3 protein-coding genes are annotated in these 16,531 nt (G+C 65.1%); 2 read left to right on the forward strand and 1 reads right to left on the reverse strand.

Features of this window, described 5'->3' with window-relative positions:
* Nucleotides 1-33: 33 nt before the first annotated feature.
* Together ACI766_RS13555 and pvdD are read left to right on the forward strand one after the other, a co-directional pair.
* Nucleotides 34-6,507: a non-ribosomal peptide synthetase gene (locus ACI766_RS13555; RefSeq protein WP_076939084.1), complete on the forward strand. Its 6,474-nt coding sequence runs from the start codon at nt 34-36 to the stop codon at nt 6,505-6,507.
* 11 nt (nt 6,508-6,518) lie between these two features.
* Nucleotides 6,519-13,865 carry a pyoverdine non-ribosomal peptide synthetase PvdD gene (gene pvdD / locus ACI766_RS13560; protein WP_269973684.1) on the forward strand — a complete coding sequence of 2,449 codons (7,347 nt, stop codon included), beginning with the start codon at nt 6,519-6,521 and terminating at the stop codon, nt 13,863-13,865.
* Between the two features lie 163 nt (nt 13,866-14,028).
* Here the strand turns inward: pvdD and fpvA are convergent, their stop codons facing one another.
* Nucleotides 14,029-16,476: a ferripyoverdine/pyocin S3 receptor FpvA gene (fpvA, locus tag ACI766_RS13565; RefSeq protein ID WP_004349900.1), complete on the reverse strand. Its 2,448-nt coding sequence runs from the start codon at nt 16,474-16,476 to the stop codon at nt 14,029-14,031.
* Nucleotides 16,477-16,531: the final 55 nt, after the last annotated feature.

Raw genomic sequence — 16,531 nt, forward strand, 5'->3', positions numbered from 1 at the left:
AAATTGTTCTATCAGCGTGTCCAGGCCAAGGGCATGAGCTTCGCCCGCCTGCCGATCCCGCAGACTCGCCAGGAGATGGACAACCTGCCGCTGTCCTATGCCCAAGAGCGGCAGTGGTTCCTCTGGCAGCTGGAGCCGGAGAGTTCCGCCTACCACATTCCTACCGCCCTGCGCCTGCGCGGCAGGTTGGACATTGCGTCCTTGCAGCGCAGCTTCGCGGCGCTCGTCGAGCGGCACGAAAGCCTGCGCACGCGGATCGCGCGGATGGGTGATGAATGGGTGCAGGTCGTCTCCGCCGACGTCTCGCTGGCGCTCGAAGTCGAAGTGCAACGGGGACTCGACGAACAGCGATTGCTGGAGCGGGTCGAGGCGGAGATCGCACGACCCTTCGATCTCGAACAGGGACCGTTACTGCGGGTGACTTTGCTGGAGGTGGACGCCGACGAGCATGTGCTGGTCATGGTCCAGCACCATATCGTCTCCGACGGTTGGTCGATGCAATTGATGGTCGAGGAACTGGTCCAGCTCTATGCCGCCTATAGCCAAGGGCTCGACGTGGTGTTGCCGGCCCTGCCGATCCAGTACGCGGACTACGCCCTGTGGCAGCGCAGCTGGATGGAGGCGGGGGAAAAGGAGCGCCAGTTGGCGTACTGGACCGGCCTGCTGGGCGGCGAGCAGCCGGTGATCGAGTTGCCCCTCGATCACCCGCGGCAGCCGCTGCGCAGCTATCGTGGAGCGCAATTGGACCTGGAGCTGGAGCCACACCTGGCCCTTGCCTTGAAACAGCTGGTTCAGCGCAAGGGTGTGACCATGTTCATGCTGTTGCTGGCTTCCTTCCAGGCGCTGTTGCATCGCTATAGCGGACAGGCGGATATCCGTGTCGGCGTGCCTATCGCCAACCGTAACCGGGTTGAAACCGAGCGGCTGATCGGTTTCTTCGTCAACACCCAGGTGCTCAAGGCCGACATCAATGGCCGGATGGGTTTCGACGAGTTGCTGGCCCAGGCCCGCCAGCGCGCGCTGGAGGCACAGGCGCACCAGGACCTGCCGTTCGAGCAACTGGTGGAGGCTTTGCAGCCGGAACGCAGCCTCGGCCACAACCCGTTGTTCCAGGTCATGTTCAATCACCAGGCCGACTCTCGTTCGGCCAACCAGGGCGTGCAACTGCCAGGCCTGTCGCTGGAGCGGATGGAGTGGCGGAGCAGCTCCGTGGCCTTCGACCTGACGCTGGACGTGCACGAGGCCGAGGACGGTATCTGGGCATCGTTCGGCTATGCCACGGATCTGTTCGAGGCCTCGACCGTCGAGCGCCTGGCTCGGCACTGGCAGAATCTCCTGCGCGGCATCGTGGCCGAACCGGGCCGGCCGGTCGCCGAGTTGCCGCTGTTGCTGGACGAGGAGCGCGATTGCCTGTTGCGGGCCTGGGCAGAGAACGCCGACGAGGGTGGGTTGCCGCCCCTGGTCCAGTTGCAGATCCAGGAGCAGGCCCGTCTGCGTCCGCAGGCGCAAGCACTGGCGCTGGAGGGGCAGGCGTTGAGCTACGCCGAGCTCAACGCCCGCGCCAATCGTCTGGCTCACTGCCTGATAGCGCGTGGCGTCGGTCCCGATGTGCTGGTGGGAATCGCCGTCGAGCGCTCGCTGGACATGGTGGTCGGTCTGCTGGCGATCCTCAAGGCCGGTGGTGCCTATGTGCCGCTGGACCCGACCTATCCGCAGGACCGTTTGCGTCACATGCTCGAGGACAGCGCCGTCGGCCTGTTGCTCAGCCAGGAGCATTTGCTGCCCGGGCTGCCTTTGCACGAAGGGCTGGAGGTGCTCTCCATCGACCGCCTGGAACGGGACGCATCGGTGTCTACGGATGATCCGGTGGTGAACCTGCGGCCGGAGAACCTGGCCTATGTGATCTACACCTCCGGCTCCACCGGAAAACCCAAGGGCGTGGCCATCAGTCATGCGGCGCTTGCGCAGTTCTCGCGTATCGCCAGTGGTTATTCCGCGCTCACCCCGGAGGATCGGATATTGCAGTTCGCCACCCTGAGCTTCGACGGCTTCGTCGAACAGCTCTATCCGGCGCTGACCCGTGGTGCCTGCGTGGTCCTGCGTGGCGGCGACCTCTGGGATACCGGTGAGCTGTATCGGCAGATAGTCGAGCAGGGCGTGACCCTTGCCGACCTGCCCACGGCGTACTGGAACCTGTTCCTGCTCGATGCCCTGGCCGAGCCACGGCGTTCCTACGGTGCCTTGCGGCAGATCCACATCGGTGGCGAAGCCATGCCACTGGAGGGGCCGAAGCTCTGGCGGCAAGCCGGCATGGGCCGGGTGAGGTTGCTCAATACCTATGGACCGACCGAGGCCACGGTGGTGTCCAGCGTCTTCGATTGTTCCGCCGAGAACGCCCGGGTGGGCAATGCCAGTCCTATCGGCCAGGCGCTACCCGGCCGTACGTTGCTGGTGCTGGATGAACATCTCGGCCTACTGCCCGTAGGGGCGGTAGGCGAGCTTTATATCGCCAGCCGTGCCGGGCTGGCCCGTGCCTACCACGATCGGCCCGGCTTGACCGCCGAGCGCTTCTTGCCCGACCCCTTCGGCGAACCGGGCTCAAGGCTCTACCGGACCGGCGACCTGGCGCGCCGACGCGGTGACGGCGTGATCGAGTACATGGGGCGTGCCGACCATCAGGTGAAGATCCGCGGCTTCCGCATCGAGCTGGGGGAGGTCGAAGCCCGCCTCCTGGACTTGGAGGGAATACGCGAAGCGGCGGCTCTTGCGCTGGACGGTCAACTGGTGGCCTACCTGGTGGCTGAGGGGGGCGAGGACGAGACTCGCCAGCCGGCTTTGCGCGAGCGTATCCGCACAGCGCTACGGGCCTCGCTACCGGACTACATGGTGCCCTCGCACCTGCTGTTCCTCGAGCGGATGCCGCTCAGTCCAAATGGCAAGCTGGACCGTCGGGCGCTGCCGAAGCCGGATGCCGGCCTGATGCAACACGACCACATGGCGCCGGCGAGCGCGCTGGAGAAAGACGTGGCCGCGATATGGGGCGAGTTGCTGGGCGTCGAACGGGTCGGCCTTACCGACAACTTCTTCGAATTGGGCGGACACTCGCTGCTGGCGACGCGCCTGGTCTCGCGGATTCGCCAGGATCTCGGTATCGAAGTCAGCCTGAAGAGCCTTTTCGAGCAGCCGGTCCTGCAGGGATTCGTCGAGAGCCTGGGCGAGAAACCGGCGGAGGTTCCGCCGATCATGCCCGTTACCCGCGAGCAGCCGCTGCCGTTGTCCTATGCACAGGAGCGCCAGTGGTTCCTCTGGCAATTGGAACCGGAGAGCGCGGCCTATCACATTCCCGCCGCCCTGCGCTTGCGCGGCGGCCTCGATGTCGTCGCGCTACAGCGCAGTTTCGAGCGCCTCGCACAGCGTCACGAGTCGTTGCGTACCCGCTTCCGCCAGGAAGGCCTGCGTACCGTTCAGGTGGTGGATGCCGATGGGCAGTTGCAGGTTTCCCGGCATAGTCTGGCGAATGTCGATGACGCGTCGCTCAGGGCGGCAGTCGAAGCGGAGATGGCCAGGCCCTTCGACCTACGGGCGGATGCGTTGCTGCGGATCAGTCTGTTCGAAGTGGCTCCGAATGACCATGTGCTGGTCATGGTCCAGCACCATATCGTCTCCGACGGTTGGTCGATGCAGTTGATGGTCGAAGAGCTGGTCCAGCTCTACGCCGCCTACAGCCAGGGGCGCGAAGCGGCCCTGCCGGCGCTGCCGATACAGTATCCGGACTATGCCGTCTGGCAGCGCGAATGGATGGAGGCCGGAGAGAGGGAGCGCCAGTTGGCGTACTGGATCGGCCTGCTGGGTGGCGAACAGCCGGTGCTGGAGCTGCCGTTCGATCGTCCCCGTCCTGCGGAGCAGAGCTTTCGCGGCGCGCGGCTGGAGTTCGAACTCGGCGCCGAGCGGGCCAGGCGGCTGAAGGCGCTTGCCCAACGGCAGGGTGCGAGTACCTTCATGTTGCTGCTGGCGTCGTTCCAGGCGCTGCTGTATCGCTACAGCGGTCAGCCGGATATCCGTGTCGGCGTGCCGGTCGCCAATCGCAACCGGGTCGAAACCGAGCGACTGATCGGGTTCTTCGTCAACACCCAGGTGCTCAAGGCCGACATCGATGGGCAGATGGGGTTCGACCGATTGCTGCACCAGGTTCGCCAACGCTCGCTGGAGGCGCAGGCGCACCAGGACTTGCCGTTCGAGCAACTGGTGGAAGCCTTGCAACCGGAGCGCAGTCTCAGCCACAGCCCGCTGTTCCAGGTGCTATTCAACTACCAGGCGGAGCGGGGCGAGCACGGCTTGCCGGAAGTCGCGGGACTGAGCATCGAAGAGCAGGCGTGGGAAAGCCATACGGCGCAGTTCGACCTGGTGCTGGATACCTGTGAGTCCGAGTCGGACATCTGGGCGGCGCTGGTCTATGCGACCGATCTATTCGATGCTTCGACCGCAGAGCGCCTGGTACGGCATTGGCAGAACCTGCTGGATGCGATCCTGGCGATGCCTGACGCTCGCCTGGGAGAGCTGGACATGCTCGACCGCGAGGAGCGCGAAGTCATCGGGCAGCTCTGGAACCGCAGCGGCTCGGGCTATCCGGCAACGCCGCTGGTACACCAGCGAGTGGCCGAGCGGGCGCGTATGGCGCCGGATGCGGTGGCGGTGATCTTCGACGAGGAAAAGCTCACCTACGCCGAGCTGGATAGCCGGGCCAACCGCCTGGCCCATGTGTTGATCGCCCGAGGCGTTGGCCCCGAGGTGCGGGTGGCGATCGCCATGCAGCGCAGTGCGGAGATCATGGTGGCGTTCCTGGCGGTACTGAAGGCCGGCGGCGCCTACGTGCCGCTGGATATCGAATACCCGCGCGAGCGCCTGCTGTACATGATGCAGGACAGTCGCGCGCACCTGCTGCTGACCCATAGCCACCTGCTGGAGCGTCTGCCGATCCCCGAGGGGTTGTCCTGTCTGTCCGTGGATCGCGAGGAGGAGTGGGCCGGCTTCCCCGCCCATGATCCAGAGGTGGCGCTGCACGGCGACAACCTGGCCTATGTGATCTACACCTCCGGCTCCACCGGCATGCCCAAGGGCGTGGCGGTGTCCCATGGTCCGTTGATCGCCCATATCGTGGCTACCGGCGAGCGCTACGAGATGACCCCGGAGGACTGCGAGCTGCACTTCATGTCGTTCGCCTTCGACGGTTCCCACGAAGGCTGGATGCACCCGTTGATCAACGGCGCGCGGGTGCTGATCCGCGACGACAGCCTGTGGCTGCCGGAACGAACCTACGCCGAGATGCATCGCCACGGGGTAACGGTGGGGGTGTTCCCGCCGGTGTACCTGCAGCAACTGGCCGAGCATGCCGAGCGCGACGGCAATCCGCCGCCGGTACGGGTGTATTGCTTCGGCGGCGACGCGGTGGCGCAGGCCAGCTATGACCTGGCGTGGCGGGCGCTGAAGCCGAAGTACCTGTTCAACGGCTACGGCCCGACCGAGACGGTGGTGACGCCGCTGCTGTGGAAAGCGCGAGCGGGCGATGCCTGCGGCGCGGCCTACATGCCGATCGGTACGCTGCTGGGCAACCGTAGCGGCTACATCCTCGACGGGCAGTTGAACCTGCTGCCGGTAGGCGTGGCGGGCGAACTGTACCTGGGCGGGGAAGGGGTGGCGCGTGGCTACCTGGAGCGTCCGGCGCTGACCGCCGAGCGTTTCGTGCCGGATCCCTTTGGCGCGCCGGGCAGCCGGCTGTACCGCAGCGGCGACCTGACTCGTGGGCGTGCGGATGGGGTGGTGGACTACCTCGGACGGGTGGACCACCAGGTGAAAATCCGAGGCTTCCGCATCGAACTGGGAGAGATCGAGGCGCGCCTGCGCGAGCATCCGGCGGTGCGCGAGGCGGTGGTGGTGGCCCAGCCGGGCGCGGTGGGCCAGCAGTTGGTGGGCTACGTGGTGGCGCAGGAGCCGGCGGTCGCGGATTCGCCGGAAGCGCAGGCGGAGTGCCGGGCGCAGTTGAAGACGGCGCTGCGCGAGCGCCTGCCGGAATACATGGTGCCATCGCACCTGTTGTTCCTGGCGCGGATGCCGCTGACGCCGAACGGCAAGCTGGACCGCAAGGGCCTGCCGCAGCCGGATGCGAGCCTGTTGCAGCAGGTCTACGTGGCGCCGCGAAGCGATCTGGAGCAACAGGTCGCGGGGATCTGGGCGGAGGTCCTGCAATTGCAACAGGTCGGGCTCGACGACAACTTCTTCGAACTCGGCGGCCACTCGTTGCTGGCCACCCAGGTCATTGGCCGCCTACGCGAACGACTGCACCTGGAGGTGCCGATCAAGTCGATGTTCACCGCGGAGACACTGGGTGAGTTCTGCCACGGCGTCGAGACCCTCAAGGCCGAGAGCGCGCCGGTGGAAGATGCTCTGGCTAAATCCCTGGAGGCGCTCAAACGTCTATCTGCCGATGAACTTGAAAAACTGATTTCCTAAGAGGCGGTAGCGTGCAAGCACTCATAGAGAAGGTGGGCTCCCTTTCCCCCCAGGAAAGGAAGGCATTGGCTGTCCTGCTCAAGCAGCAAGGTGTCAATCTCTTCGAGATCGCGCCAGTGTTCAAGCGCCAGGACGGCGAGCCCCTGCGGCTCTCCTATGCCCAGGAGCGACAGTGGTTTCTCTGGCAACTGGAGCCGGAAAGCGCGGCCTACCATATCCCGAGTGTCTTGCGTCTACGTGGGCGGCTGGACCTGGATGCCCTGCAACGCAGCTTCGACAGCCTGGTTGCGCGGCACGAGACCCTACGCACCCGTTTTCGCCTCGACGGCGACGAGGCGCGCCAGGAGATCGCCGCATCCATGGCATTGCCGCTGGATATCGTCGCGTTGGGGCCGCTCGAGGAGGGCGCCCTCGCTCGGCAGGTCGAGACGACGATCGCGCGGCCGTTCGACCTGGAGCGTGGGCCGCTGCTGCGGGTGAGCCTGTTGCGGCTGGCCGAGGACGACCATGTGCTGGTGCTGGTCCAACATCACATCGTGTCCGACGGTTGGTCGATGCAGGTGATGGTCGAGGAACTGGTCCAGCTCTATGCCGCCTATAGTCGAGGGCTCGAGGTAGCGCTGCCGGCTTTGCCGATCCAGTACGCGGACTACGCCCTGTGGCAGCGCAGCTGGATGGAGGCAGGAGAAAAGGAGCGCCAGTTGGCGTACTGGACCGGCCTGCTGGGCGGCGAGCAGCCGGTGCTGGAGTTGCCGTTCGACCGGCCGCGCCCGGTTCGGCAAAGCCATCGTGGTGCCCAGTTCATCCTGGAACTGGATATTGATCTGTCCCAGGCGCTCAGGCGCGTGGCCCAGCAGGAGGGGGCTACTGCCTTCGCCCTGTTGCTGGCTTCGTTCCAGGCGCTGCTGTATCGCTACAGCGGGCAGGCGGATATCCGTGTCGGCGTGCCGATCGCCAATCGCAACCGCGTGGAGACCGAGCGGCTGATCGGCTTCTTCGTCAACACCCAGGTGCTCAAGGCCGACCTGGACGGTCGGATGGGCTTCGACGAGCTGCTGGCACAGGCCCGCCAACGCGCGCTGGAGGCCCAGGCGCACCAGGACCTGCCGTTCGAGCAACTGGTGGAGGCCTTGCAGCCGGAGCGCAGTCTTAGCCACAACCCGCTGTTCCAGGTGCTGTTCAACTACCAGAGCGAAGCCCGTGGCAACGGCCAGGCATTCCGCTTCGACGAGTTACAGATGGAAAGCGTGCAGTTCGACAGCCGGACGGCGCAGTTCGACTTGACGTTGGACCTGACGGACGAAGAGCAGCGTTTTTGCGCCGTTTTCGACTACGCCACCGATCTGTTCGATGCCTCCACCGTGGAACGCCTGGCCGGCCATTGGCGCAACCTGTTGCGCGGCATCGTCGCCAACCCACGACAGCGGCTCGGCGAGTTGCCGCTGCTGGATGCCCCGGAGCGCCGGCAGACCCTCTCCGAATGGAACCCGGCCCAGCGCGAGTGCGCGGTGCAGGGCACCTTGCAGCAGCGTTTCGAGGAGCAGGCGCGGCAACGGCCACAGGCGGTTGCGCTGATCCTCGACGAACAACGGTTGAGCTACGGCGAACTGAATGCGCGGGCCAATCGCCTGGCGCACTGCCTGATCGCTCGCGGCGTTGGCGCGGACGTGCCGGTCGGGCTGGCGCTGGAGCGTTCGCTGGACATGCTGGTCGGCTTGCTGGCGATCCTCAAGGCCGGCGGCGCCTACCTGCCGTTGGACCCGGCGGCGCCAGAGGAGCGCCTGGCGCATATCCTCGACGACAGTGGGGTACGGCTGCTGCTGACCCAGGGGCATCTGCTCGAGCACCTGCCACGGCAGGCGGGGGTGGAGGTGCTGGCCATCGACGGACTGGTGCTGGACGGCTACGCCGAGAGCGGTCCGCTCCCGACGCTATCGGCGGACAACCTGGCCTACGTGATCTATACCTCGGGCTCGACCGGCAAGCCCAAGGGCACATTGCTCACCCACCGCAACGCGCTGCGCCTGTTCAGCGCCACCGAGGCCTGGTTCGGCTTCGACGAGCGGGACGTGTGGACGTTGTTCCATTCCTACGCCTTCGACTTCTCGGTCTGGGAAATCTTCGGCGCGCTGCTCTATGGCGGGCGACTGGTGATCGTGCCGCAATGGGTGAGCCGTTCGCCGGAAGACTTCTACCGTCTGCTGTGCCGCGAAGGCGTGACGGTGCTCAACCAGACGCCGTCGGCGTTCAAGCAACTGATGGCGGTGGCCTGTTCCGCCGACATGGCGACGCAGCAGCCGGCGCTGCGCTACGTGATCTTCGGTGGCGAGGCGCTGGATCTGCAGAGCCTGCGGCCGTGGTTCCAGCGCTTTGGCGATCGCCAGCCGCAACTGGTGAACATGTACGGCATCACCGAGACCACGGTGCACGTAACCTACCGTCCGGTGAGCGAAGCCGACCTGGAGGGTGGCCTGGTCAGTCCGATCGGCGGGACCATCCCGGACCTGTCCTGGTACATCCTCGACCGTGACCTGAACCCGGTGCCGCGCGGCGCGGTGGGCGAGCTGTACATCGGTCGCGCCGGTCTGGCGCGCGGCTACCTGAGGCGGCCCGGGTTGAGTGCCACCCGCTTCGTGCCGAACCCGTTCCCCGGCGGCGCCGGCGAGCGGCTGTACCGTACCGGCGACCTGGCACGGTTCCAGGCGGATGGCAATATCGAGTACATCGGGCGTATCGACCACCAGGTGAAGGTTCGCGGCTTCCGTATCGAACTGGGTGAGATCGAAGCGGCGCTCGCCGGTCTGGCCGGGGTACGTGATGCCGTGGTGCTGGCCCATGACGGGGTCGGCGGCACGCAACTGGTGGGATACGTGGTGGCGGACTCGGCGGAGGATGCCGAGCGTCTGCGGGAGTCGCTGCGGGAGTCGCTGAAGCGGCACCTGCCGGACTACATGGTGCCGGCGCACCTGATGCTGCTGGAGCGGATGCCGCTGACGGTCAATGGCAAGCTCGACCGGCAGGCGTTGCCGCAACCGGATGCGAGCCTGTCGCAACAGGCCTATCGAGCGCCCGGTAGCGAGCTGGAGCAGCGCATCGCAGCGATCTGGGCGGAGATCCTGGGAGTGGAACGGGTTGGCCTGGACGACAACTTCTTCGAACTGGGCGGTCATTCGTTGCTGGCTACCCGGGTGATTTCTCGGGTTCGCCAGGAGCAGCAGTTGGACGCAAGCCTGAAGGCGTTGTTCGAGCGGCCGGTTCTGGAAGCGTTCGCCCAGGGATTGGAACGCACGACGGATGCGGTCTCGACGATACCGCTTGCCGATCGGCAGCAACCGTTGGCACTGTCCTTCGCTCAGGAGCGTCAGTGGTTCCTCTGGCAACTGGAGCCGGAAAGCGCGGCCTACCATATTCCGAGTGCCTTGCGCCTACGCGGGCGGCTGGACGTGGATGCCTTGCAACGCAGCTTCGACAGCCTGGTCGCGCGGCATGAAACCTTGCGTACCCGCTTCCGACTGGAGGGAGGGCGTTCGTACCAGCAGGTACAACCTGCGGTTAGCGTTTCCATCGAGCGGGAACAGTTCGGTGAAGAAGGCCTGATCGAACGGATACAGGCCATCGTTGTGCAGCCATTCGACCTGGAACGGGGGCCGCTGCTGCGGGTGAACCTGTTGCAACTGGCCGAAGACGACCATGTACTGGTGCTGGTCCAGCACCACATCGTGTCCGACGGTTGGTCGATGCAGGTGATGGTCGAGGAACTGGTCCAGCTCTATGCCGCCTATAGCCAAGGGCTCGACGTGGTGTTGCCAGCCCTGCCGATCCAGTACGCGGACTACGCCCTGTGGCAGCGCAGCTGGATGGAGGCGGGGGAAAAGGAGCGCCAGTTGGCGTACTGGACCGGCCTGCTGGGCGGCGAGCAGCCGGTGCTGGAGTTGCCGTTCGATCGGCCGCGTCCGGCCCGGCAGAGCCATCGTGGCGCGCAGTTGGGTTTCGAGCTACCACGGGAACTGGTCGAGGCCGTGAGAGCCTTGGCCCAGCGTGAAGGCGCCAGTAGTTTCATGCTGTTGCTGGCCTCGTTCCAGGCGCTGTTGTATCGCTACAGCGGGCAGGCGGATATCCGTGTCGGTGTGCCGATCGCCAATCGCAACCGCGTGGAGACCGAGCGGCTGATCGGCTTCTTCGTCAACACCCAGGTGCTCAAGGCCGACCTGGACGGTCGGATGGGCTTCGACGAGCTGCTGGCACAGGCCCGCCAACGCGCGCTGGAGGCCCAGGCGCACCAGGACCTGCCGTTCGAGCAACTGGTGGAAGCCTTGCAGCCGGAGCGCAATGCCAGCCACAACCCACTGTTCCAGGTGCTGTTCAACCATCAGAGCGAGATACGCTCGGTGACGCCCGAGGTTCAGTTGGAGGACCTGCGTCTGGAAGGCCTGGCCTGGGACGGCCAGACTGCGCAGTTCGACCTGACGCTGGATATTCAGGAAGACGAAAACGGCATCTGGGCCTCCTTCGACTACGCCACCGATCTGTTCGACGCCTCCACCGTGGAACGCCTGGCCGGCCATTGGCGCAACCTGTTGCGCGGCATCGTCGCCAACCCACGACAGCGGCTCGGCGAGTTGCCGCTGCTGGATGCCCCGGAGCGCCGGCAGACCCTCTCCGAATGGAACCCGGCCCAGCGCGAGTGCGCGGTGCAGGGCACCTTGCAGCAGCGTTTCGAGGAGCAGGCGCGGCAACGGCCACAGGCGGTTGCGCTGATCCTCGACGAACAACGGTTGAGCTACGGCGAACTGAATGCGCGGGCCAATCGCCTGGCGCACTGCCTGATCGCTCGCGGCGTTGGCGCGGACGTGCCGGTCGGGCTGGCGCTGGAGCGTTCGCTGGACATGCTGGTCGGCTTGCTGGCGATCCTCAAGGCCGGCGGCGCCTACCTGCCGTTGGACCCGGCGGCGCCAGAGGAGCGCCTGGCGCATATCCTCGACGACAGTGGGGTACGGCTGCTGCTGACCCAGGGGCATCTGCTCGAGCACCTGCCACGGCAGGCGGGGGTGGAGGTGCTGGCCATCGACGGACTGGTGCTGGACGGCTACGCCGAGAGCGGTCCGCTCCCGACGCTATCGGCGGACAACCTGGCCTACGTGATCTATACCTCGGGCTCGACCGGCAAGCCCAAGGGCACATTGCTCACCCACCGCAACGCGCTGCGCCTGTTCAGCGCCACCGAGGCCTGGTTCGGCTTCGACGAGCGGGACGTGTGGACGTTGTTCCATTCCTACGCCTTCGACTTCTCGGTCTGGGAAATCTTCGGCGCGCTGCTCTATGGCGGGCGACTGGTGATCGTGCCGCAATGGGTGAGCCGTTCGCCGGAAGACTTCTACCGTCTGCTGTGCCGCGAAGGCGTGACGGTGCTCAACCAGACGCCGTCGGCGTTCAAGCAACTGATGGCGGTGGCCTGTTCCGCCGACATGGCGACGCAGCAGCCGGCGCTGCGCTACGTGATCTTCGGTGGCGAGGCGCTGGATCTGCAGAGCCTGCGGCCGTGGTTCCAGCGCTTTGGCGATCGCCAGCCGCAACTGGTGAACATGTACGGCATCACCGAGACCACGGTGCACGTAACCTACCGTCCGGTGAGCGAAGCCGACCTGGAGGGTGGCCTGGTCAGTCCGATCGGCGGGACCATCCCGGACCTGTCCTGGTACATCCTCGACCGTGACCTGAACCCGGTGCCGCGCGGCGCGGTGGGCGAGCTGTACATCGGTCGCGCCGGTCTGGCGCGCGGCTACCTGAGGCGGCCCGGGTTGAGTGCCACCCGCTTCGTGCCGAACCCGTTCCCCGGCGGCGCCGGCGAGCGGCTGTACCGTACCGGCGACCTGGCACGGTTCCAGGCGGATGGCAATATCGAGTACATCGGGCGTATCGACCACCAGGTGAAGGTTCGCGGCTTCCGTATCGAACTGGGTGAGATCGAAGCGGCGCTCGCCGGTCTGGCCGGGGTACGTGATGCCGTGGTGCTGGCCCATGACGGGGTCGGCGGCACGCAACTGGTGGGATACGTGGTGGCGGACTCGGCGGAGGATGCCGAGCGTCTGCGGGAGTCGCTGCGGGAGTCGCTGAAGCGGCACCTGCCGGACTACATGGTGCCGGCGCACCTGATGCTGCTGGAGCGGATGCCGCTGACGGTCAATGGCAAGCTCGACCGGCAGGCGTTGCCGCAACCGGATGCGAGCTTGTCGCAGCAGGCCTATCGAGCGCCCGGTAGCGAGCTGGAGCAGCGCATCGCAGCGATCTGGGCGGAGATCCTGGGAGTGGAACGGGTCGGCCTGGACGACAACTTCTTCGAACTGGGCGGTCACTCATTGTTGCTGCTGATGCTCAAGGAGCGGATCGGCGATACCTGCCAGGCTACGCTGAGCATCAGCCAACTGATGACCCATGCCAGCGTCGCGGAACAGGCGGCATGCATCGAGGGGCAGGCGCGTGAGTCGTTGCTGGTGCCACTCAACGGCAGGCGCGAAGGTTCGCCGCTGTTCATGTTCCATCCGAGTTTCGGCTCTGTGCACTGTTACAAGACCCTCGCCATGGCGCTGCGGGATCGTCATCCGGTCAAGGGTGTTGTCTGCCGTGCCCTGCTGGGCGCTGGTCGCGAGGTGCCGGAGTGGGACGATATGGTTGCGGAATACGCCGAGCAATTGCTGCAGGAGCACCCCGAAGGGGTTTTCAACCTGGCGGGATGGTCGCTCGGCGGCAACCTGGCGATGGATGTCGCGGCCCGGCTGGAGCAGCGTGGGCGGCAGGTGGCTTTCGTCGGCTGGATCGATGCGCCGGCACCGGTCAGGGTCGAAGCGTTCTGGAACGAGATCGGGCCGACGCCGGAGGCAGTCCCGAACCTATCCGTGGGCGAGATGCGGGTGGAACTGCTCGGTGTCATGTTTCCGGAGCGGGCCGAGCATATCGAACGGGCCTGGTCATCGATCTGCTCCGCCACGACGGACGATGAGCAGCGCTGGACGAGGATGAGCGACTGGGCGGAAGCGGAGATCGGCGCCGAGTTCGCGACACTGCGCAGCGAAATCGCACAGAGCAACGAACTGGAAGTGTCCTGGGAGTTGAAACAGATCCTCGACGAGCGCCTGAAAGCGATGGATTACCCGCGTCTGACGGCGAAGGTCAGCCTCTGGTGGGCCGCGCGCAGCACCAATGCCATCCAGCGGAGCGCGGTGGAGCGCTCGATGGCCGAGGCGATCGGGGCTGAGCGTGTCGAACCGGTGCGGGTGCTGGATACCCGGCACGACAAGATCATCGACCACCCTGAGTTTGTGCAGAGCTTCCGGGCCGCCCTGGAGCGTGCCGGGCGCTGATCTCAGGTCCGTTCCGTTCAAAGCCCGCCTTCAGGCGGGCTCTTTGTTTCTGTACAGGAATCATTTGGTGTCGTGCCGACAGGCGTCTTCGGCGATGGGTCGCGTGGGGTAGCCGAGAAGCAGAACGCCCCGCATTGCGGGGCGTTCTTTTTCGCAGTCGGGCTCAGAAGTCCCAGCGAGTGCTGAACATCAGGTTCCGTGGATCGCCATAGGATGCCGAGGTGTAGAAACCGATGTTGGTGTAGTAGGTCTTGTCGAAGACGTTGTTGACGTTGACGCTGGCCGACAGCTTGTCGGTGATCTGGTAGCGGGCCATCAGGTCCACCAGCCAGTAGTCTTCCTGGGAGAACTTTTCCCAGCGGCTGCGGGGATTGTTGTAGACCATCTGCCAGCTCTTGCCCTGCCAGCGGGCGCCGCCGCCGACCGTGAGCTTGTCCAGGGCGCCCTTGAACTTGTAGCTGGTGTAGAGGCTCAACTGGTCCTGAGGCTCCCAGGTGGAAACCTTCTTGCCACTGTCGTCGCGAATGATCTTGTGGGTATAGCCAGCCTGAACCTGCCAGCCTGGCGCCAGTTCACCCGAGATTTCCGCCTCGTAGCCCTTGGTCTTGGCCTTGATGCCCTTGTAGGCGTAGGTGATGGCGGGGTTGGTCGGTTTGCTGTTGTAGAGGGCGTCTTCCTCCGCGCGGTTTTCCTCATGAATCTCGAAGTAGGCGAGACTGGTATTGAGTCGTCCGTCGAGATATTCACCCTTGATGCCGATCTCGTAGTTCTGGCCTTCGTCGGGTTCGAGCAGCTTGTTGCTGCTGTCGCGATACCAACTGTCCTGCGGCATGAAGATGTCGGTATAGCTGGCGTAGACGGAGTAGGTATCGTTCAGGTCGTAGACCGCGCCGACGTAGGGAATGAAGCGTCCGGACTCGCGAATGGTCGGATTCAGGCCGGTTACCCGGTAGTCGACCACGCGTCCACCTAGGAACAGGTTCAGGTCATCGGTCACATTGAAACGGGCGGTCATGTAGCTGCCCAACTGGCGGGTCTTGTCATCGATGTACTGGGAGGGGGTACCCCAGTCGGGCTTGCCTATATCGCCGTCCCAGTTGATGAAGTCGTCGGTGGTGTTGTCGTAGTTGCGCAGGTTCCAGTAGCTCTTGCCCTCCCAGTGGGAGAAGGAAGCCGAGGTGCCGACCACCAGCTCGTGCTCGCGACCGAGGAACTGGAAGGGGCCGGTGAGATAGATATCCAGCGAGTTGCTCTTGGTTTCGCCGGTGTACTTCTGCGCAACGATCTTGGCGCTGTTGTCCGGTGCCGGCCAGTCGCCCATGATCGCGCCGAGGGGCGCGTGGTAGCCGTTGATCTTGTGATCGAGTTGCACCTTGCCGACCCAGCCGTTGGCGAAATTGTGCTCGAGGTTGGCGAAGACGGTGCGGGTGTACTGCTCCCAACTGCTCCACTTGGCTCCGTTGTTGAAGGAGCGGGAGACGTCGTTGCGGTTGCCCTGGCTGTCGAAGAGCGGGAAGCTGCCCGACCAGCCCGATCCCTTGGGATCGTTGTCCTGATAGTCGGCGCCGACGGTAAGCATGGTGTCGGGATTCAGATCGAACTCGAGGATGCCGTAATAGACGCTGGTTTTGCGCTCGTAGTGATCCATGAACGAGTGCTTGTCCTGGTAGGCGGCTACCGCCCGGCCGCGGACGTTGCCGGACTCGGTCAGCGGGCCGCTGACGTCCAGTTCGGAGCGGTAATTGTCCCAACTGCCCGCGCCCAGTTCGACATGGCCCTTGAATTCATGGGTAGGTTTCTTGCGGATCAGGTTGATCGTGGCGCCGAGGGACCCCGCACCGGTGAGCAGGCCGGTCGCCCCCTTGAGTACTTCCACCCGGTCGTAGATGGCCATGTCACTGAGCGTATTGCCCGCGGAGTAGCCGACGTTGCGGGCCGTCGAGGGAATCCCGTCGTACTGGAAGTTGTTGATCGAGAAGCCGCGGGCATAGTAGTTGTTGCGGTCAGTGTCGTAGGCCGAGACGGTGATGCCCGGCGTATGGCGCATGACGTCGTCGATGTTGTTGAGGCCGAAGTCGTCCATGTTCTGGCGGGTGACCACGGTGATCGACTGGGGCGTCTCGCGCGGAGTCAGGACCAGGCGGGTCGCCGTGGCGATAGTGCCTGGCGTATAGGAGCCGCTGTCCTCGGTGATGGTGCCCAACTGGTTGGAGGTGATCATGGTGGCGCCGAGATCGACGCTGCTGTCCGCCGCCTCGGCGACGCTGATGGTTATCGCATTGCCCTGGAAGTCCACCGATGCGCCGGTGCCACGAAGCAGCTCGGTAATCGCCTGGTTCGGCTCCAGCTTGCCCTTGATCGCACTGCTACGCTTGTTCCGGACCTCTTCCGGGCGATACAGCACCTGGATATCCGCCTGGCGGCCGAACTCCTGGAGTGCGCTGCCCAGCGCCTGGGGAGGGATGTCGAACTCGACTTCCTGCGCCTGGACATATCCCGCCAGCGGCAGGCTCAGGGCCATGGCGAGCGAGTGGGGAAGAATCCTGCGTTGGAAGGCACGGCGCATCAAAAACGCCTTACTCAGAGGACTGAGACCGTGTGGTGCTGGCATGGGTGATTGCTCTTCTTAGGTTGGCAAGTTGCGAATAAATGAGATCGCTTCTCAA

It is taken from the genome of Pseudomonas sp. DL (assembly GCF_047199225.1).
Lineage (GTDB): Bacteria > Pseudomonadota > Gammaproteobacteria > Pseudomonadales > Pseudomonadaceae > Pseudomonas > Pseudomonas aeruginosa.